Annotated in this window: 17 protein-coding genes; 11 read left to right on the top strand and 6 right to left on the bottom strand. The window is 65.5% G+C overall.

Features of this window, described 5'->3' with window-relative positions; all coding sequences use genetic code 11:
- The first annotated feature begins 309 nt into the window (after positions 1–309).
- Complete coding sequence (locus tag QX128_RS02120; RefSeq protein WP_410053121.1) at positions 310–1,806, top strand: caspase domain-containing protein; 1,497 nt, start codon at positions 310–312, stop codon at positions 1,804–1,806.
- Between the two features lie 8 nt (positions 1,807–1,814).
- Here the strand turns inward: QX128_RS02120 and QX128_RS02115 are convergent, their stop codons facing one another.
- From QX128_RS02115 to parE, 4 genes are all read right to left on the bottom strand, one after another.
- A complete protein-coding gene (locus tag QX128_RS02115) occupies positions 1,815–2,582 on the bottom strand; it encodes a glucose 1-dehydrogenase (RefSeq protein WP_315800124.1) in 768 nt (255 codons plus the stop codon).
- Positions 2,583–2,609: 27 nt separating this feature from the next.
- Positions 2,610–2,795 carry a hypothetical protein gene (locus tag QX128_RS02110; protein ID WP_009027935.1) on the bottom strand — a complete coding sequence of 62 codons (186 nt, stop codon included), beginning with the start codon at positions 2,793–2,795 and terminating at the stop codon, positions 2,610–2,612.
- A gap of 202 nt (positions 2,796–2,997) precedes the next feature.
- Complete coding sequence (locus QX128_RS02105; RefSeq protein ID WP_316236562.1) at positions 2,998–3,771, bottom strand: porin family protein; 774 nt, start codon at positions 3,769–3,771, stop codon at positions 2,998–3,000.
- A 238-nt stretch (positions 3,772–4,009) separates the two neighbouring features.
- Positions 4,010–6,073: a DNA topoisomerase IV subunit B gene (gene parE / locus QX128_RS02100; protein ID WP_316215734.1), complete on the bottom strand. Its 2,064-nt coding sequence runs from the start codon at positions 6,071–6,073 to the stop codon at positions 4,010–4,012.
- 271 nt (positions 6,074–6,344) lie between these two features.
- Here parE and QX128_RS02095 point away from each other — a divergent pair, with 271 nt between their 5' ends.
- From QX128_RS02095 to QX128_RS02050, 10 genes are all read left to right on the top strand, one after another.
- Positions 6,345–6,875 carry a DedA family protein gene (locus tag QX128_RS02095; protein WP_315800121.1) on the top strand — a complete coding sequence of 177 codons (531 nt, stop codon included), beginning with the start codon at positions 6,345–6,347 and terminating at the stop codon, positions 6,873–6,875.
- 245 nt (positions 6,876–7,120) lie between these two features.
- The gene (locus tag QX128_RS02090) at positions 7,121–7,771 is read left to right on the top strand and encodes an FMN-binding negative transcriptional regulator (protein ID WP_316236561.1); all 651 of its coding nucleotides are present in this window, start codon (positions 7,121–7,123) and stop codon (positions 7,769–7,771) included.
- A 10-nt stretch (positions 7,772–7,781) separates the two neighbouring features.
- On the top strand, positions 7,782–8,774 hold the full coding sequence (gene argC / locus QX128_RS02085) for an N-acetyl-gamma-glutamyl-phosphate reductase (protein ID WP_316236560.1): 993 nt from the start codon (positions 7,782–7,784) through the stop codon (positions 8,772–8,774).
- A 117-nt stretch (positions 8,775–8,891) separates the two neighbouring features.
- A complete protein-coding gene (locus QX128_RS02080) occupies positions 8,892–10,118 on the top strand; it encodes a threonine ammonia-lyase (RefSeq protein WP_316236559.1) in 1,227 nt (408 codons plus the stop codon).
- A 221-nt stretch (positions 10,119–10,339) separates the two neighbouring features.
- Positions 10,340–11,599, top strand: coding sequence for an extracellular solute-binding protein (locus tag QX128_RS02075; protein ID WP_315800117.1), 1,260 nt, complete (start codon positions 10,340–10,342; stop codon positions 11,597–11,599).
- Position 11,600: 1 nt separating this feature from the next.
- The gene (locus QX128_RS02070; RefSeq protein WP_315800116.1) at positions 11,601–12,539 is read left to right on the top strand and encodes a sugar ABC transporter permease; all 939 of its coding nucleotides are present in this window, start codon (positions 11,601–11,603) and stop codon (positions 12,537–12,539) included.
- Entirely contained in the window at positions 12,532–13,380 is an 849-nt protein-coding gene (locus tag QX128_RS02065) for a carbohydrate ABC transporter permease (RefSeq protein WP_316236558.1), read from the top strand. Before QX128_RS02070 ends, QX128_RS02065 begins: the two co-directional genes overlap by 8 nt.
- A gap of 22 nt (positions 13,381–13,402) precedes the next feature.
- The gene (locus QX128_RS02060) at positions 13,403–14,500 is read left to right on the top strand and encodes a Gfo/Idh/MocA family oxidoreductase (protein ID WP_315800114.1); all 1,098 of its coding nucleotides are present in this window, start codon (positions 13,403–13,405) and stop codon (positions 14,498–14,500) included.
- Positions 14,501–14,510: 10 nt separating this feature from the next.
- Positions 14,511–15,155, top strand: a complete 645-nt coding sequence (locus QX128_RS02055; RefSeq protein WP_315712128.1) for a ThuA domain-containing protein — start codon at positions 14,511–14,513, stop codon at positions 15,153–15,155.
- The gene (locus QX128_RS02050; protein ID WP_316236557.1) at positions 15,152–16,201 is read left to right on the top strand and encodes a LacI family DNA-binding transcriptional regulator; all 1,050 of its coding nucleotides are present in this window, start codon (positions 15,152–15,154) and stop codon (positions 16,199–16,201) included. The genes QX128_RS02055 and QX128_RS02050 overlap by 4 nt, the downstream gene beginning before the upstream one ends.
- Before the next feature lie 7 nt (positions 16,202–16,208).
- Here QX128_RS02050 and QX128_RS02045 read toward each other — a convergent pair whose 3' ends face one another.
- Both QX128_RS02045 and QX128_RS02040 read right to left on the bottom strand, forming a co-directional pair.
- Entirely contained in the window at positions 16,209–16,607 is a 399-nt protein-coding gene (locus QX128_RS02045; protein ID WP_315800112.1) for an MAPEG family protein, read from the bottom strand.
- Positions 16,608–16,680: 73 nt separating this feature from the next.
- Positions 16,681–18,486 (bottom strand): class I poly(R)-hydroxyalkanoic acid synthase, encoded by a 1,806-nt coding sequence (locus tag QX128_RS02040; RefSeq protein WP_315800111.1) that lies wholly within the window; start codon positions 18,484–18,486, stop codon positions 16,681–16,683.
- Positions 18,487–18,499: the final 13 nt, after the last annotated feature.

Below are 18,499 nucleotides of genomic sequence, written 5' to 3'. Positions count from 1 at the left end.
GATCCGGCCGCGCTGCTGCGGAAGATAGGGGCGAATCCTGCAAAGTCAATGGAAGAGGGGAGCGAAGTACCGAAAAAGCTTAATGTTTTTGCATTTTTTTGCAGGCAACCTGTCGTCGAGCTGTCGCATTCGGGGGACCCGAACCACTTGGCGGCCGGTCGCGGAAAGCGCTCCGGTCGAATTGTCGACGGAATTGCGGCGTGTGTTCGGCAGGGGGAGCAGCCGCGTGTGCCCCGGGGATGAACCGGTGGCGGCGTGCCGTCGACTATCCGAGGGCGGCAGCCCACGCGATGAGTGCAGGGACGGACGATGAGATCGATGCGGATGTGGCTGGCGTGCGGGCTGGCGATGCTGGCGGTGGTTCTGGCGCCGGCCGCGCATGCCGAGAAGCGCGTCGCGCTCGTGATCGGCAATAACGACTACCGGTTCGTGCCGAAGCTGCAGAAGGCCGTCAACGACGCGCGGACGATGGGCGACACGCTGAAGCAGCTCGGCTTCAACGTCATGGTCGCGGAGAATCTCAATCGCCAGCAGTTCAGCCAGACGCTGCTGGCGTTCGACAACGCCGTCGAGCCGGGCGACACCGCGTTCTTCTTCTATGCCGGTCATGGCTTCGAGATCGCGGGCCAGAACTTCCTGTTGCCGACCGACGTGCCCGCGGCCACCGAAGGCCAGGAAGAGCTGGTGCGCGACGCCTCGATCCTTGCGGACCGCGTCATCGAGCGGCTGCAGAACAAGAAGGCGCGCACCTCGATCCTGGTGTTCGATGCCTGCCGCAACAATCCGTTCGAGCGCTCGGGCACGCGCGCGGTGGCGGGCGGGGGCGGCCTGGCGCCGATGACGCAGTTGCCCGAAGGCGTGTTCTCGGTGTTCTCGGCCGGCCCGCGCCAGACCGCGCTCGACCGGCTCTCCAACGATGACGCCAATCCGAACTCGGTGTTCACGCGCACCTTCGCCAAGGAGCTGACGCAGCCCGGCGTCAATCTGGTGCAGGTGGCGCAGCGTACCCGCCGCGTGGTCAGCGAGCTCGCCGAGACCGTGCGGCACAAGCAGATCCCGGTCTATTTCGACCAGATGGTCGACGATGTCTTTCTCAACGGCATGGCGAAGGGAGCGGCTGCAGCCGACAAGCCGGCCGAGCCGCAGCAGAAGCTCGCGGCGCTGCCTCCCGTCTCCGCGCCGCGCATTCCGCCGGCGAACGAGAGCCTGAACGCACCGATCGCGATGTTCTCGCGCCACAATGGCGGCTGGACCGTCACGTTCTCGATCGCCGATCCGACGCTCGGCATTTCCTGGCGCATGGGTGAGGCGGGGGAGTTTCGCGAGACCGGCTTCATGGACGTGCTCGATCCGCGCACGCGCAAGCGCATGCCCAATCCCTCGATCCAGCTGCCGGCGGATGCGCCCGCGGGAACCATCCAGGTCCGCTATGTCGATGCATCCGGCGAGATGCAGGGACCGTTCCCGATCCGCTTCGAGCCGGAGGCCGCGCTGGTGCACGACCAGCGCAAGATCCTCGACATGACCGCGACGAGCTGGCTGTCGTTCCGCGAGTTCAACGGCCTCCTAGTCTACTACACGCACCTGATGTCGTATCGCTGCGCCATCCGCGAGGTCCGCATCGGCATCGACACGGCGGTGCCGGACAAGGTCCTCAACATGCCCGGCTGCGACATGCGCGATCCCATTGCGATTCCCTCCAACGCCACGCCCTATTTGAAGCTGCCGCCGGCGACGAAGTTCGTCTCGGTGGAGTTGACCTATCGCGACGGCAGCGTCTCCGAGATCAAGAGCTTTCGACGCTGAGGCGTCGGCTACGCCATGATCGAATAGCCACCATCGACGGGAATCGCGGTACCGGTGACGAAGTCGGAGGCCGGCGAGCTCAGGAACGTCGCGATGCCGGCGAAGTCGTCGATGTCGCCCCACCGTGCCGCGGGCGTGCGCGCCAGCACGCGGTCGTGCAGGCCGTCGATCTGGCTACGCGCCGCGCGCGTCAGGTCGGTGTCGATCCAGCCCGGCAGAATCGCGTTGACCTGGATGTTGTCGGGCGCCCAGGCGCAGGCACAGGCGCGCGTGTACTGCACGATGCCGCCTTTGCTGGCCGCGTAGGCCGGCGCGAAGCTGGCGCCGAAGATCGACAGCATCGAGCCGATGTTGATGATTTTGCCGCCGCCGCTCGCCTTGAGGGCCGGGTAGGCGGCCTTCGAGCACAGGAACGCGCTGGTGAGATTGGTGTCGATCACCTGCTGCCACTCCTCCAGCTCGAGCACGTGCGGCGGCTTGCGAATGCTCATGCCGGCATTGTTGATGAGGATGTCGATGCGACCGAGCTCGCTGGCCACGCGCGCGACCATGGCGGCGACGTCGTCCTTGTCGCTGACGTCGGCTGTGACGGCGATGGCACGGCCGCCGCGACCGGCGAGATCAGCCACCGCCGCCTGTGACTTGGCTTCGTTGCGGCCGACCACGGCAATGTCGGCGCCGGCATCGGCAAGCCCGCGCGCCATCCCCAGGCCGATTCCGCCGTTGCCTCCTGTCACGATCGCAACCTTGCCACTCAGGTCGAAGCGGCCCGCCATGTCGTGTCTCCATGTTGTTGTCAGACGTCAGCAGGTGCCCTGCCAGATCATCACCAGGCCGAGTGCACCCATGCCGACGCCGTAGCCGGCCCATTGCAGCTGGTTGATCATGAAGCTCGTCCGCGGCCATGCCACCACCCCGGTGCCCTGGCCGACCCAGAGCAGGCCGACGGCGAGCAGAAGCAGGCCGCCGATCATCAGGAATCTCCGCATGGCCACTTCCTCCCTCATCGACCGCGTCACAGCATCGGAGACGCTGCTGCCGTCTTTTTTGTGAAGTTTTATGACGAGGAGGCTAGCGGCCGCCGCGGCAGATGACCAGCGGCTCCAGCCGCCAATATCCGAGCCGAAAACAAAAAGCCCCGGATCAACCGGGGCTTTTCGCAGAATGATCGAACGACCGAGTGCGGTCTGCTCAGTACTTGACGGCCGGGCCGGTCCAGTTGAAGCGGTAGACCAGCGAGGTGCTGATGGTCTGCACCCACGGCTTGAAGCTGACCGAGTCGGTCGTCACGAGGTTGCCAGCGTCGGTACGGACCGCGATGTCCTTCCGGTCGTAATAGGCCGCGCGATATTCGGTCTTCATGAACCAGCCCGGCGCCGAGATGCCGAAGATGTTCAGGTTGTTCTCGACGCCGCCGCCAACGAACCAGCCGTTGCGGTTGAACGAGTCGGTGTGGAAGCCGGACGCCGCGCCCGTGAGGGTGGTCAGGCCAGTGCCCGACCAGTGCGAACCGGAGTAGCCGGCGTTGACGTAGGACAGCACGTTCGGCGCAACCAGGTAGCCGACGCGGGCGCCCGCGGCCCAGGCGGTCTCCATCTTGATGCGGCCGGTCAGGGCAGCGAACTGATCCTGCAGGGTACCGCGCAGGCTACCGAACTGACCATCGGCGAACACGCCGAAGACCCAGGTCGGGTTGACCTGCCAGTCATAGCCCGCGCCGACCGTGCCGAGGAAGCCGTCGCCGCCGACGCGCTGATCGATCGTCACCGGCACGCCGTTGAAGTTGGTGTGCGAGTCGGCATCCCAGAGGCCGCCGCCGGCGCCACCGAAGATGTAGAAACCGGTCCAGCTCGGCGCCACCGGCATCATCGGCGCCTTCACATAGGGGCGAGCCGCCAAATCAGCAGCCGAAGCGGCACCCGTGATCGCAACCAGCGCAGTGGCAGCAAGCAAAAGCTTTTTCATATTCAATTCCCCAAGATCGTCGTGTCGCAGGTGCCGGGTTGCGGCGGCGATTCCCTCGCCAGATGTGCCCGAACTATAGCCGATTGGTGCCCAAAAGCTGTTGCAGGTTGAGCACACCGGAGGGGAAAGTGCGCTGCGGGATGCGCGCGGCCCTCGTAAGTCTCTGATCAAACTAGGTGATTGCAGGTTCGCGCGAGTGAATGGAACCTGCAATCGAGGCGTGAAATCGGGTCAAAAGCTAGACGTCGAGCAGCTCGTCGCTGGCGAATTCGGCCTTTTCCGAAATGAAGGCAAAGCGGGCCTCCGCCTTGGTCCCCATCAGCCGCTCGACCGAGTCGGCGGTGCCGTCGCGATCTTCGGCGAGCAGCATCACGCGCAGCAGGGTGCGCTTGGCCGGATCCATGGTGGTTTCCTTCAATTGCGCCGGCATCATCTCGCCGAGACCTTTGAAGCGGCCGATCTCGACCTTGGCGTTGGCGTTGAACTCGCGCTTGAGGAGCTCGTCCCGGTGGGCATCGTCGCGCGCGTAGAACGTCTTGCTGCCATGGGTCAGTCGGTAGAGCGGCGGCACGGCGAGGTAGAGGTGGCCCTCGTCGATCAGCGGTCTCATCTGCCTGTAGAAGAACGTGATCAGCAGCGAGGCGATGTGGGCGCCGTCCACGTCGGCATCGGTCATGATGATGATACGCTGGTAGCGCAGATCCTCTTCGCGATACGACGTGCCCGTGCCAGCGCCGATCGCCATCACGAGGTCGGCGAGCTGGGCATTCGCCGTCAGCTTGTCCTTGCCGGCGGAGGCCACGTTGAGGATCTTGCCGCGCAGCGGCAGCACCGCCTGCTTCTTGCGGTCGCGCGCCTGCTTGGCGCTGCCGCCGGCCGAATCGCCCTCGACGATGAACAGCTCGGAGCCCTCGGTGCCGGCATCGGTGCAATCGGCAAGCTTGCCCGGCAGGCGCAGCTTCTTGGTCGCGGTCTTGCGCGCCGTCTCCTTCTCCTGGCGACGGCGGATGCGCTCCTCGGCGCGCTCGATGACGAAATCGAGCAGCCGGTTGGCCTGCACCGGATTGCCCGACAGCCAGTGATCGAACGGATCCTTGACGGCTTGCTCGACGATGCGCTGGGCCTCGGCGGTCGCGAGGCGATCCTTGGTCTGGCCCTGGAATTCGGGCTCGCGCACGAACACCGAGAGCATGATGGCGGCGCCCGCCATGATGTCCTCGGAGGTGATGTTGGCCGAGCGCTTGCCTTGGCCGACGCGCTCGGCGTGGTCCTTCAGGCCGCGCAGCAGCGCGCTGCGGATGCCGGATTCGTGCGTGCCGCCGTCGGGCGTCGGAATCGTGTTGCAGTAGGACGACAGGAAGCCGTCGGCATCAGCGGTCCAGGCGACCGCCCATTCGCAGCCGCCATGGCCGCCGGTGCGGCCCGACTTGCCGGCGAAGATATCCGGATGGACCAGCGTGTCGGCATGGATCGCTGCGGCCAGATAGTCCTTCAGGCCGCCGGGGAAGTGGAACGTCGCCTCGGGCTGGACGTCCTCGATGCCCTTCAGCAGCGACGGATCGCATTTCCAGCGGATCTCGACGCCGCCGAACAGATAGGCTTTCGAGCGCGCCATCTTGAACAGGCGCTGCGGCTTGAACGTCGCCTTGGCGCCGAAGATGGTCGGGTCGGGTTGGAAACGTACCCGTGTGCCGCGCCGGTTGGCGACCTTGCCGACCTCCTCGAGCTTGCCCTTCGGGTGGCCGCGCTCGAAGATCATGCGGTAGAGCTTCTGGTTGCGTGCGACCTCGACCTCGAGCCGGGTCGACAGCGCGTTCACCACGGAGATGCCGACGCCGTGCAGACCGCCCGAGGTCTCGTAGACCTTGGAGTCGAACTTGCCGCCCGCGTGCAGGGTGCACATGATGATCTCAAGCGCCGACTTCTTGGGAAACTTCGGATGTGGATCGATCGGAATGCCGCGGCCGTTGTCGGTCACGGTGAGGAAGCCTTCGGCATCGAGCTCGACCTCGATGAAGGTGGCGTGTCCCGCCAGCGCCTCGTCCATCGAGTTGTCGATGACCTCGGCGAACAGGTGGTGCAGCGCCTTTTCGTCGGTGCCGCCGATATACATGCCGGGGCGGCGCCGCACCGGCTCCAGGCCCTCGAGGACCTCGATGTCACGGGCGGTGTAATCGCCCTCGGCGCTGCCTGCGCGGGCGGCTGGCTTGGCCGGAGCCTTGCCCTTGGCGGCGAACGCCGCCAACGGGTCCGTGACGCCCTTGGCCTTGGCTTTTGCAGCTGATTTCAACGGTTTACCCATGGAATTGGATGTTGCGTGTGCGCAAGATGGAACGAATCGTTGGGCCTGACTATGCCATGGACCGGCATAAAACAATGACCCCGGGAAACAACGACGTTCACCAGCCCGCCACGTTTTGGCCGGTTCCGATCGCCGGATCGCCGCTGTTCACGCGGTTCAGCCGGTTGTTGTGACTTGAAGTGGGCGGGTTCGGTGGCGTACCAGTCTGCGCCATGGAACCGCGAAGGCCTTCAAGCACTTAAGCGCCGCGGAGCAGAAAGGCGTCGAGCAGATGGAAGATTTTGGCCGCGCGGTTGCCGACTTCGTGCGCGACCATCAGGCCTGGGCTGCTCCGATCGTCCTGCTGCTTGCCTTTGGCGAGTCCCTGGCCTTCGTCTCGCTCCTGATTCCCGCCTGGGGCGCCCTGGTCGCGATCGGCGCCCTGATCGGCGCCACCGGGATCAGCTTCTGGCCGATATGGCTGGCCGGTGGAATCGGCGCCGCGCTCGGCGACTGGGTCTCCTACTGGTTCGGCTACCGCTACAAGGACCGCGTCGCCCAGATGTGGCCGCTGTCGCGATACCCGGAGCTGCTGCCGCGCGGCGAGGCCTTCGTGCGCGATTGGGGCGTGCCGAGCATCTTCATCGGCCGGTTCTTCGGCCCGTTGCGCGCGTCGGTGCCGCTGGCGGCGGGCATTTTCGAGATGCCCTACATGGTGTTCCAGATCGCCAACTTCGTGTCGGCGCTGGTGTGGTCGGCGGTGCTGCTGTTGTTCGGCGACATCATCGGGCGCACCATGGAATGGCTGTGGCATGCGGTCTGACGCCAGCCCCGAACGGGCCGGGCCGACGTGCGAGCTTGACGCAGGAACCCTGCGGCCCTATAGGCCTGCCCCCATGATCAACGCAGCGACCAACATGATCGCCGAAATGCGCCGTCGTACCTCCGCGGTACGGGCGATGATCTGCGTCTAGATCACAGCCCCTGCCGCCGGATCCGTCCCGCGGCAAACTTTCTCCTTGCAGCGCGATCGATCAGGCGGCTCCTTCGTCCAGCAGGAGTTTTCCGATGTACACGCCACCGCCCTTCAAGCCCGATCGCGCCGCGAGCCTCGGCTTTGCGGAGGCGCGCGGCTTCGGCACGCTCTGCGCGTGGGACGGCACTAGGCCGATTGCGTCCTCCGTGCCGTTTCACCTGGGGGCGCTGAACGACGGCACGCCGCAGGCGTTCTTCCACGTCGCCCGCGGCAATCCGCTGGCGAAGCTCGCCGACGGCGCGACGCGGTGGCTGCTCGCCGTCAACGGCGCCGATGCCTATGTGTCGGCCGACTGGTACGTCTCGCCCGATCAGGTGCCGACCTGGCTTTATCAGGCGGTGCATCTGACCGGCCCGGCGCGCATCCTGTCGGAGGCGGAGCTTGCAGAGCAGGTGGATGCGGTCAGCGCCAAGTTCGAGCAATGGCTGTTGCCGAAGGCGCCGTGGACCTCGGGCAAGATGAGCGCTGGCCGGCTCGAGGCGATGCGCAAGGCGATCGTCGGCATCGTGATGACGATCGACGAGGTCGAGGGCAGCTTCAAGCTCAACCAGCATAAGTCGGAAGCCGATTATGCGGCGGTCGCGACCCGGCTCGGCGAGCGGCCCGACATCGGCTCGCAACAGATATCGTCTCTCATGCGGCAGGCGCGGCCCCAGGCCTTTGCCGGCGAAACCCAGACCTAAGGAGCGTGCCATGACCGTGATCGACAGCAATTTGCCGAAAGCTCACATCACCTCCGGGACTGCGACACGCGCCGTGTTCGTCGACGGCGGCTCGGGCACGACCGGCCTGGGAATCGCCGAGCGGCTCCGGCACCAGCCGGATATCGTCGTGAAGACGATCGCCGAGGACAAGCGCAAGGATCCGGCAGCCAAGCGGGCGCTGATGGCCGAGGTCGATCTCGTCATCCTTTGCCTGCCCGATGACGCCGCCAAGGAGACGGTGGCGCTGATCGACGGCATGGGCAGCTCTGCGCCGAAGGTGCTGGACGCGTCGACCGCCTATCGCGTCGCGCCGGACTGGGCCTATGGCTTTCCCGAGCTCGCCGCCGATCAGGCCGACAAGATCCGCAATGCACGCAAGGTCTCCAACCCCGGCTGCTATCCCACCGGTGGCATCGCGCTGTTGCGGCCATTGGTCGATGCCGGCCTACTGCCGCAGGACTATCCGGTGACGGTGAATGCCGTCAGCGGCTATTCCGGCGGCGGCAAGACCATGATCGCGGCCTTCGAGAACGGCACCGCACCGAACTTCGAGCTGTACGGCCTCGGCCTCGAGCACAAGCATCTGCCCGAACTGCAGCTCTATTCGCGGCTGAGCCGGCGGCCGATCTTCATTCCCTCGGTCGGCAACTACCGGCAGGGCATGCTGGTCTCCGTGCCGCTGCAGCTCGACACCCTGCCGGGCAGGCCGTCGGGCTCGGACCTGCAGGCGGCCCTGGCGAAGCACTATGCCGGCAGCCAATACGTCTCGGTGATGCCGCTCGACGGCGCGGCGGCCAAGAGCGGCCGGCTCGAGCCGGAGGCGCTGAACGAGACCAACGAGCTCGAGCTCTACGTCTTCGCCAGCGACAAGCATCATCAGGCGGTGCTGGTGGCGCGGCTCGACAATCTCGGCAAGGGCGCATCGGGCGCGGCCGTGCAGAACATGCGGCTGATGCTCGGACTGCCCGATCTCGTGAGCTGAGATCGATCTGGATCATCCGGTCGCGGAAGCGCCGGGCACGATCGGCAACATCATGCGACGGCCTGCGTTCCGCCGGCCGCGCTGTGCAATGACGCACGCTGAGGAATGGGCAGACCCATGACCGCCACCGATTTGAACGCGCTGCCCGTCACCGTCAACGACGTGCGCGCCGCCGCGGAAACCATCGGCGGCGCCGTGCTCGCGACGGCCTGCAACCAGAGCAGGACGCTCGGCGAGATCTGCGGCTGCAACGTCTGGCTCAAATTCGAGAACCTGCAGTTCACCTCCTCGTTCAAGGAGCGCGGCGCGCTGAACCGGCTGAATGCGCTGTCCGCCGGGCAGCGCGAACGCGGCGTGATCGCGATGTCGGCCGGCAACCACGCGCAGGGCGTCGCCTACAATGCGCGGCGTCTCGGCATTCCCGCGACCATCGTGATGCCGGTGGGCACGCCGATGGTGAAGGTGGAGAACACCAAGCGGCACGGCGCCGAGGTCGTGATTTCCGGCGCCACCCTGGAAGAGGCGGGGGCATTTGCCAGGGAGCACGGTGCGGCCAAGGGCATGACCATGATCCACCCGTACGACGATCCGCTGATCATCGCCGGGCAGGGCACGGTGGCGCTGGAGATGCTGGCGGTGGTCCCCGAGCTCGATACGCTCGTGGTGCCGATCGGGGGCGGCGGGCTGATCTCTGGCATGGCGGTCGCGGCGCGCGCCATCAAGCCGGGCCTGCGCATCGTCGGCGTGCAGGCCGAACTCTATCCCTCCATGTACAACGCCGTCCGCAACAGCCAGCTGCCGATGCGCGGTGATACGCTGGCCGAGGGCATCGCGGTGAAGTCGCCGGGCCGGATCACGACCGAGATCATCCGACAGCTCGTCGATGACATATTGCTGGTCACCGAGCCGCAGATCGAGCGTGCGCTGGCGACCTTGATCTCGATCGAGAAGACAGTGGTCGAAGGCGCCGGCGCCGTCGGTCTCGCCGCCGTGCTCGCGCATCCTGCGCAGTTTGCCGGACGCAATGTCGGCCTGGTGCTGAGCGGCGGCAACATCGATACCCGGTTGATCGCCTCGGTCCTGACCCGCGAGCTGGCGCGTGAGGGGCGGCTGACGCAGTTGTCGATCGACATCGTCGACCGCCCGGGACAGCTCGCGGCCGTCTCCACCCTGCTTGCGGATGCGGGCGCCAACATCATCGAGGTCTCGCACCAGCGCACCTTCTCGGACCTGCCGGCGAAGGCGACCCTGCTGGAGCTGGTGATCGAGACGCGCGACCAGGCCCACCTCTACGACGTGATGGCAAAACTCGTCGCCGCCGATTTCAAGGCACGGTGCACCTGAGCGTCATACGGTCCACGGCATATTCTCTTGCGCAGCCGGCGCCAGCTCGCGCCGGTCGGTCCCCGCCTTCCCAGCTCAGCTAGCCGTCTCTCCCGCCTGCAATACGTATCGCAAACGCGAACACCTCATCCTTGAGGTTCTCACTGTCAGAATTTCAGTTGCGCACCTCAGAAAATGAGGACAGGATTACCGCAACAAAGAAGACGGTTGGGAGGATTCCGATGGGACTGCTCGCGAAGCTGGGACTCGCTGCTGCCGCATGCCTGCTTGGTGCGACCGCCGCAAGCGCCGACACCACGGTGAAATGGCTGCATATCGAGGTCAATCCAGCCCAGGTGAAGATCTGGGAGGAGGTGGCCCGCGCCTACGAGGCGTCGCATCCCGGCACCAAGATCGAGATGCAGTTCCTCGAGAACGAGGCCTACAAGGCCAAGCTGCCGACCATCCTGCAATCCAAGGACCGGCCGAACATCATCTACAGCTGGGCCGGCGGCGTGCTGAAGGCGCAGATCGAGGCCGGCGTCCTCGAGGACATCACCGACCAGGTGAAGGGTTACAGCGACAGCGTGACGCCGGCAGCGCTCGCGGCCTTCACCGACAACGGCCATGTCTACGGCCTGCCGATCTCGCTGTCGCAGGTCGGCTTCGTCTGCAACAAGGAGCTGATGGCCAAGGCGAAGGTCGATCCGGCTGCCATCAAGAGCTGGGATGATCTGCTGGCGGCCGTGAAGGCGTTGAAGGCCGCGGGCGTGACCCCGATCGTCGTCGGCGGCGCCGACAAATGGCCGCTGCATTTCTACTGGACGCATCTGGCGGTGCGCATCGGCGGCAAGCCGGCATTCGACGCGGCGTTGCGCGGCGAGAATGGCGGCTTTGCTGGCGACACCTTCGTCAAGTCCGGCGAGCTGTTCAAGCAGCTCGTCGATCTCCAGCCGTTCCAGAACGGCTTTCTTGGCTTCAAGAATCCGCAGGCCGTCGGCTATTTCGGCGACGGCAAGGCGGCCATGACGCTCGCGATCAGCTCCGTCTACAACCTGCAGCGGGCGCTCGCCGCCGACAAGGTGGGCCTCAGCGAAGACAAGATCTGCTGGTTCGATTTTCCGGTCGTGCAAGGCGGCAAGGGCGCGCCGACGGATACGCTCGGCGGCATCACCGGCTGGCTGGTCACCAAGGGCTCGCCCAAGGAAGCGGTCGATTTCCTGAAGTACTTCATCTCCAAGGACGTCCAGACCCGGCTGGCGGCAGGGAATTTCATCATCCCGGTGGTGCAGGGCGCCGACGCCGGCCTCAACAATTCCTTCATGAAGCTGATCGCGTCCAATCTGGCAAAATCGAACTATCACCAGAACTTCTATGACCAGAGCCTGGGTCCCTCCGTCGGCCGTGTCGTCAATGACGTCTCCGCGGAGATTGCCGGCGGCAGCATGACCCCGCAGGACGCCGCCCAGGCGATCGAGGCGGCGCGGAAGCAGGGCAACTGACGTGGCGCGGCCGATCGCGGGCTCGCCGGCGATGGTGTCGCCGGCATCGCTCTCCGCGCGCGCGGTGCGCGGCCCGAGCTGGGACGGCCGCTTCACCGTCCTGGTCCTGTTCCTGCCGCCGGCGCTGCTGCTGTTCACGCTGTTCGTGGTGCTGCCGATCGGCGAGGCCGCCTGGTACTCCGGGTTCAACTGGAACGGATTCGGACGGCCGACCCATTGGATCGGCTTCGACAACTACCGCTTCGTGCTGGAGACGCGCGCCTTCTGGCTCGCGCTGCGCAACAACGGCCTGATCATTGCGGTCTCGCTCTGCGTCCAGCTGCCGCTGGCGTTGACACTGGCCCTGATGCTCGCGGAGCGGTTTCGCGGCGCGGTCGCGCTGCGCATGCTGTTCTTCATGCCCTATATCCTCGCCGAGATCGCGACCGGGCTGATCTTCAGCTTCGTCTATGACGGCGATTACGGCCTGGTCGCGTCGATCTGGCGCAGCTTCGGCGCCGAGCCGCCGCATCTGCTGGCCTCGACCGACACGGCGATGCTGGCGGTGCTGATCGTGATCGTCTGGAAGTATTTCGGCTTCCACATGATGCTGTTCATCGCGGCGCTGCAAAGCATCGACAAGAGCCTGATCGAGGCGGCACGGATCGACGGAGCCACCCGGACGCAGAGCCTGCGCCATGTCGTCATCCCCTTGCTCTATCCGACGATCCGGCTGTCGGTGTTCTTCGCCATCGTCGGCTCGCTGCAGCTGTTCGATCTCGTGATGCCGCTGACCCGCGGTGGCCCCGCCGACTCCTCGAACACGATGGTGAGCTTCCTCTACAACAACGGCATCTCCCGCATGCGGGTCGGCTATGGCAGCGCCATCGGTGTCATCCTGTTCGTGATCTGTGTGACATTTGCCTTCACCTACAAGCGATGGTTCATGCGCGATGAATAATGCCGAGACGAGCCAAGCGCCGTTCGATCCCGCCGTGCTGTTCAAGGCGGTGTTCCTCGCGATCGTCGCCATCTTCGTGCTGGTGCCGCTGCTCGCGACGCTGCTGGGCGGCTTCAAGTCGCTCGGGGAACTGCGCGTCAATCCGTTTGGCCTGCCGCAGCGCTGGGAGTGGCAGAATTATGCCGACATCCTGTTCTCCGGGCGCTACTGGCAGCTGCTGCGCAACTCGCTGATCATCTCCACGCTGACGGTGGTCCTGACTCTCATCGTCGCGTCGATGGCGGCCTTCACCTTTGCTCATGTCCGATTCTACGGCAGCTCGATGCTGTTGAGCTATCTGACGCTCGGCCTGCTGTTTCCGGCGGCGACCGCGGTGTTGCCACTGTTCATCAAGGTGCGCGATCTCGGGCTGCTGGACACCTATTTCGGCGTCGCGCTGCCGCAGGTCGCCTTCAGCCTTGCGATGAGCGTGCTGCTGCTGCGCCGCTTCTTCAAGGACATCCCCTACGAGCTGCTCGAGGCCGCGCTGGTCGACGGCTGCAGCTACGTCAAATTCTTCCGCTATGTGACGCTGCCATTGTCGCGCCCGATCCTGGCGACCGTGGGCACCATCACTTTCGTGAACAGCTGGAACGCCTATCTGTTGCCGCTCGTGATGCTCAACACCGACGCGCTGTATCCCTGGCCGCTCGGCATCATGGTCTATCAGGGCGAATATTCCTCCGAGTGGCACCGGATCCTCGCCTTCATCACCCTGACCATCCTGCCCACGATCGTCCTTTTCCTCCTGGCGCAGAAGCACATCGTTGCCGGCCTGACATCGGGCGCGGTCAAGGGATGAACGAGACCTCACGGAGACCCCAATGAGAAAAGTCGGCATCGGCATCATCGGCTGCGGCAACATCAGCACGGCGTATCTGAAGGCCGCGCAGCGCTTTCCCGTTCTGGACATCAAGGCGCTCGCCGACATGCGCAGCGACGCCGCCGAGCGGCAGGGCGCGGCCTTCGGCCTGCCGGCGATGCGGGTCGATCAATTGCTGAAGCGCGATGACGTCGAGATCGTCATCAATCTCACCGTGCCGCTCGCCCATACCGACGTCAGTCTCGCCGTGCTGAACGCCGGCAAGCACGTGCATTCCGAGAAGCCGCTGGGCATCGACGTCGCCGAGGCCCGCAAGGTGATCGAGCTTGCCGCGCAGAAGAATCTCCGCGTCGGCTGCGCGCCCGACACCTTCCTGGGCGGCGGACACCAGACCGCACGCAAGCTGATCGACGACGGCGCGATCGGCACACCCGTGGCCGGTAGCGCCTTCTTCGGCTGCCCCGGCCATGAGCGCTGGCATCCCGCGCCGGGCTTCTATTATCTGCGCGGCGGCGGGCCGATGCTCGACATGGGGCCGTACTACATCACCGATCTCGTGCAACTGCTCGGCCCGGTGGCGAGCGTCATGGGCTCGACCGCGCGCCCGCGAGCGGAGCGCCTCGTCACCAGCCAGCCGATGAGCGGCACGCTGATTCCGGTCGAGGTGCAGACGCACGTCGCAGGCACGCTCGAATTCGAAAGCGGTGCGGTGGTCTCGGTCACGATGAGCTTCGACGTCCCGAAGCACCGGCACGCCCCCATCGAGATCTATGGCGACGAGGGCAGCATGCTGGTGCCGGACCCCAACCGCTTCGGCGGCGAGGTCCAGGTCGCCAGGACCGGCGGCGACTGGCAGACGATGCCGTTGACGCATGGTCACATCGACGGCGAGTTCCGCTCCATCGGCGTCGCCGACATGGCGACCGCGATCCTGAACGACCGGCCGCATCGCGCCAGCGGCGCGCTCGCGTTCCACGTGCTGGAGGTCATGGAAGCGTTCCAGACCTCCGCAAACGAAGGCCGGCGGGTCAAGATCGAGAGCCGCGTGGAGCGGCCGGCGATGTTGCCGGTTGGACGCGACACCGGACAGATCGACTGAGGACAGAGACATGCGCAAGGCAATGATTGTGTGGGGCGGCTGGCCGGGACATGACCCCGATCTCTGTGCCTCGATGATCCGCGGCTGGCTCAAGGCGGAAGGCTTCGAGGTGCGGATCGAGACCACGACGGCTGCATTCGCAGATCCTGCGATCCACGATCTGTCGCTGATCATCCCGATCTACACGATGTCCAAGATCGAGAAGGCGGAAGCGCTCAATCTCTGCGCGGCGGTGCGCAGCGGCGTTGGGCTCGCCGGCCATCATGGCGGCATGTGCGATGCCTTCCGCGATTCGGTCGACTACCAGTTCCTGTGCGGCGGGCAATGGGTCGCCCATCCCGGCAATATCATCGACTACCGGGTCGACTTGACCCGGCCGGACGATCCCATCATGAAGGGCCTGACAAGTTTCGAGCACCGTTCCGAGCAGTATTACATGCACGTCGACCCGGCCAACGAGGTGTTGGCGACCACGACCTTCACCGGAGAGCACGCCCCGTGGATCGAGGGGGTGGTGATGCCGGTGGTCTGGAAGAAGCGCTACGGCGCGGGCAGGGTGTTCTATTCCTCGCTCGGCCACCGCGCTTACGAGCTCGACGTGCCGGAGATCCGGACGTTGATGACCCGCGGCATGTTATGGGCGGCGCGCGAGTGACGGCTGACGCGAACCCGTTGCCGGTCCGGGCCACGCTGGAGGACGTCGCGCGGACGGCGGGCGTGTCGCTCGCCACCGTCGACCGCGTCATCAACCGGCGCGAGGGCGTGCGTGCCAAGACCGTTGCCCGGGTGGAGGCCGCTGTTGCCAAGCTGGGTTATCGCGCCGACGTCGCCGCGGCACGGCTCGCGCGCGGCCAGAGCTTCCGCTTTGCCTTCGTGCTGCCGACCGGTGGCAACAGCTTCATGACCGTCCTGACCGAGCAGGTCCAGCGCACGGCGGAGTGGCTGGCCAGCCAGCGCGGCTTCATCGATATCCTCCACGTCGACGTGTTCGATCCTGACGTGCTGGCCGGTGCGCTGGAGAACCTGTCGCCGGCCTATCAGGGCGTTGCGGTCATCGCGCTCGATCACCCCAGAGTGCGCGCCGCCATCGACGAGCTCACCGCGCGCGGCGTCGCGGTGGTGACCCTGGTCTCGGACGCGCCCAGCTCGCGCCGCCTGCATTATGTCGGGATCGACAATCCGGCCGCGGGGCGAACCGCCGCCACCCTGATGGGACGCTATCTCGGCGGTCGCGAGGGAACGGTCGCGGTGATCGCGGGATCTCTGTCGCTGCGCGATCATGCCGAGCGGCAGTTCGGCTTCAACCAGATCCTCTCCAGCGAATATCCGAACCTGCGGGCGCTGCCCGTGATCGAGGGCCGCGACGACAGCGAGCGCACGCGGGAGCTGACCGCGGCGCTGCTCGCGGGCCATGCGGATCTGCTCGGCATCTATTGCTGCGGCGCCGGCAATCGCGGCATCGCCGATGCCCTGGAGGCCTCAGGGCGGGCTCGCGAGGTGGTGTGGATCACGCATGAGCTGACCCAGCACACCAGGAGGTTCCTGGTCCGCGGCACGTGCGACGCCATCATCAACCAGGATCCCGGCCACGAGGCGCGCTCGGCGGCGCGCGTCCTGCTCGCGCACTGCTCGGGGGAGCCGATCAGTCCCGATCAGGAGCGCATCCGCATCGATATCTTCCTGCGGGACAATCTGCCCTAGCGGATCGCTAGAGCCAGCCGAAGATCGCGACCGCGAGCACAGCCTGTGCCGCGAAGCCGACCACGAACGCCAGCGTCCGGAACACCGGCAGGCCGATCGCGTAGACGATGACGTGAGCGACGCGCGACCAGAAATAGACGGCGCAGGCCAGCACGGTCCATTTGGTCGAGTAGTCGATCGCATTGAGGATCAGCACCAGCGGCGCGAAGATCACGAGGTTCTCGACCGCATTGTCGTGCGCGAACATCAGCCGCGTGGCCCACGGTGCGTGCGGCTTGTCGTTGCGGGAGGGATTGGCCATGGCGCCCGTGAGGCCGCGGACCTGGCAGCGGTTCAGGATGTAGGGAACCCACAGCAGGCCGGTCAGAATGACCGTGAGCGTCAGCCAGAACAGTTCGCGCGTCATCGAGATCCCCTCAACTGATTCCCGTCCCGTCCCGGCGGGACGGAGCGGTTATAGTCAATCGCGGCGGATCACGCTATGCGCGGACGCGGACATAGGAGCCCGGCGCATCCTCGAGCGGTGGATAGGCCTCGCTGCCGACGTCGCGTGCGGGAACCTCTTCCGGATCCAGCTGGCTCAGCCATTCGCGCCAGTCCGGCCACCACGAGCCCTTGTGCTCCTGCGCGCCCTTCATCCAGTCCTTCAGCGAGATGTCGTGGATCTGGTCATTGGTCCAGTACTGATACTTGCCGGAGGAGGGCGGGTTGACGACGCCGGCGATGTGGCCCGAGCCCGACAGCACGTACTTCACCGGACCGCCGAAGAATTGCGATCCGTACAGCACGGAGTCGGCCGGCGCGATGTGGTCCTCGCGGGTGGCGAGATTGTAGACCGGCACCTTCACCTTGGAGAGGTCGAGCAGCGTGTTGTCGAGCACCATGGTGCCCTGCGTCAGCCGGTTCTCCAGATAGCAGTTGCGCAGATAGTAGGAATGGTTCGCCGCCGACATCCGCGTGGCGTCCGAATTCCAGTGCAGCAAGTCAAACGCCTGCGGCGCCTGGCCCTTCAGGTAATTGTTGACGACGTAGGACCAGATCAGGTCGTTCGAGCGCAGCATGTTGAAGGCCATCGCCATCTTGCTGCCTTCGAGCACGCCCGAGGCCTGCATGTCGCGTTCCAGCGCCGAGATCTGGGTCTCGTCGACGAACACCAGGAGATCGCCGGCATGGGTGAAGTCGACCTGTGCGGCCAGGAAGGTCGCGGAGGTCACGCGCTGGCGGCGCTTGTCGGCGAGCCAGGCCAGCGTCGTCGCCAGCATGGTGCCGCCGACGCAATAGCCCATCGTGTGCACCTTCATCTCGCCCGTCACCTTCTCGATGACGTCCATCGCGGTGAGCGGACCTTCCTTCATGTAGTCCTCCCAGGTCTTGGTCCCGAGCTTCTTGTCGGGATTGACCCAGGAGATCACGAACACCGTGAGGCCCTGATCGACGCACCATTTGATGAAGGATTTCTCGGGGCGCAGATCGAGGATGTAGAACTTGTTGATCCAGGGCGGCACGATCAGCAGCGGCGTGCGCAGCACGTTCTCCGTCGACGGCGCGTACTGGATCAGTTGCATCATGTCGTTCTGGAAGATGACCTTGCCCGGCGTCGTCGCCATGTTGACGCCGACCTCGAGATTGGCCGGGTCGGACTGGCGAATCTTGAGCGAGCCCTTGCCGGCCTCGATGTCCTCCGCGAGCATCTGCATGCCACGCACCAGGTTATCGCCGCTCGACGCCACCGTCTGCCGCAGCACCTCAGGATTGGTCAGAACGAAATTCGAGGGCGCCAGCGCATTGGTGATCTGGTTGACGTAGAACTCGGCCTTCTTGCGCGTGTGCGGATCGAGGCCTTCGGCATTGTGGACGAGGTCCTGCGCCCATTGCGTCGTCAGCAGATAGGCCTGCATCACGAAATCGAAGAACTGGTTCGACTTCCATTCCGGATCGGCGAAGCGCTTGTCGCGCGGCGAGGGCGAAATGGCCGGGGGCGCGTCTTCGCCGGCGAGACGGCGCGCGGCCGAGCCCCACAAATCGAGATAGCCCTTGGCGATCTTGGTCTGGACGTCGCTGGCGCGATCCTTGTCCGACAGCCAGTAGTCGGCGACCGCGGTGAAGGATTTGACGACCTCGGTCAATTCGGTCGGTGGCCGGTCCTGAACCTCGCCGGTCTCGCGCGGCTTCAGATAGGCGGACAGCGCCTTGCCGCTGCTTTCCATGGCCTTCGCGATGTTCATCGCGAACGCTTCCGCATCGAATGTTTTTTCTGGATTGCTGCTGTTCTGAACGTCGGTCATGGCTCGATCACAC

Origin of the sequence: Bradyrhizobium sp. SZCCHNR1015 (assembly GCF_032489875.1) — a bacterium.
Classification (GTDB): domain Bacteria; phylum Pseudomonadota; class Alphaproteobacteria; order Rhizobiales; family Xanthobacteraceae; genus Bradyrhizobium.
This window is presented reverse-complemented; position numbering and strand designations above follow the sequence as displayed.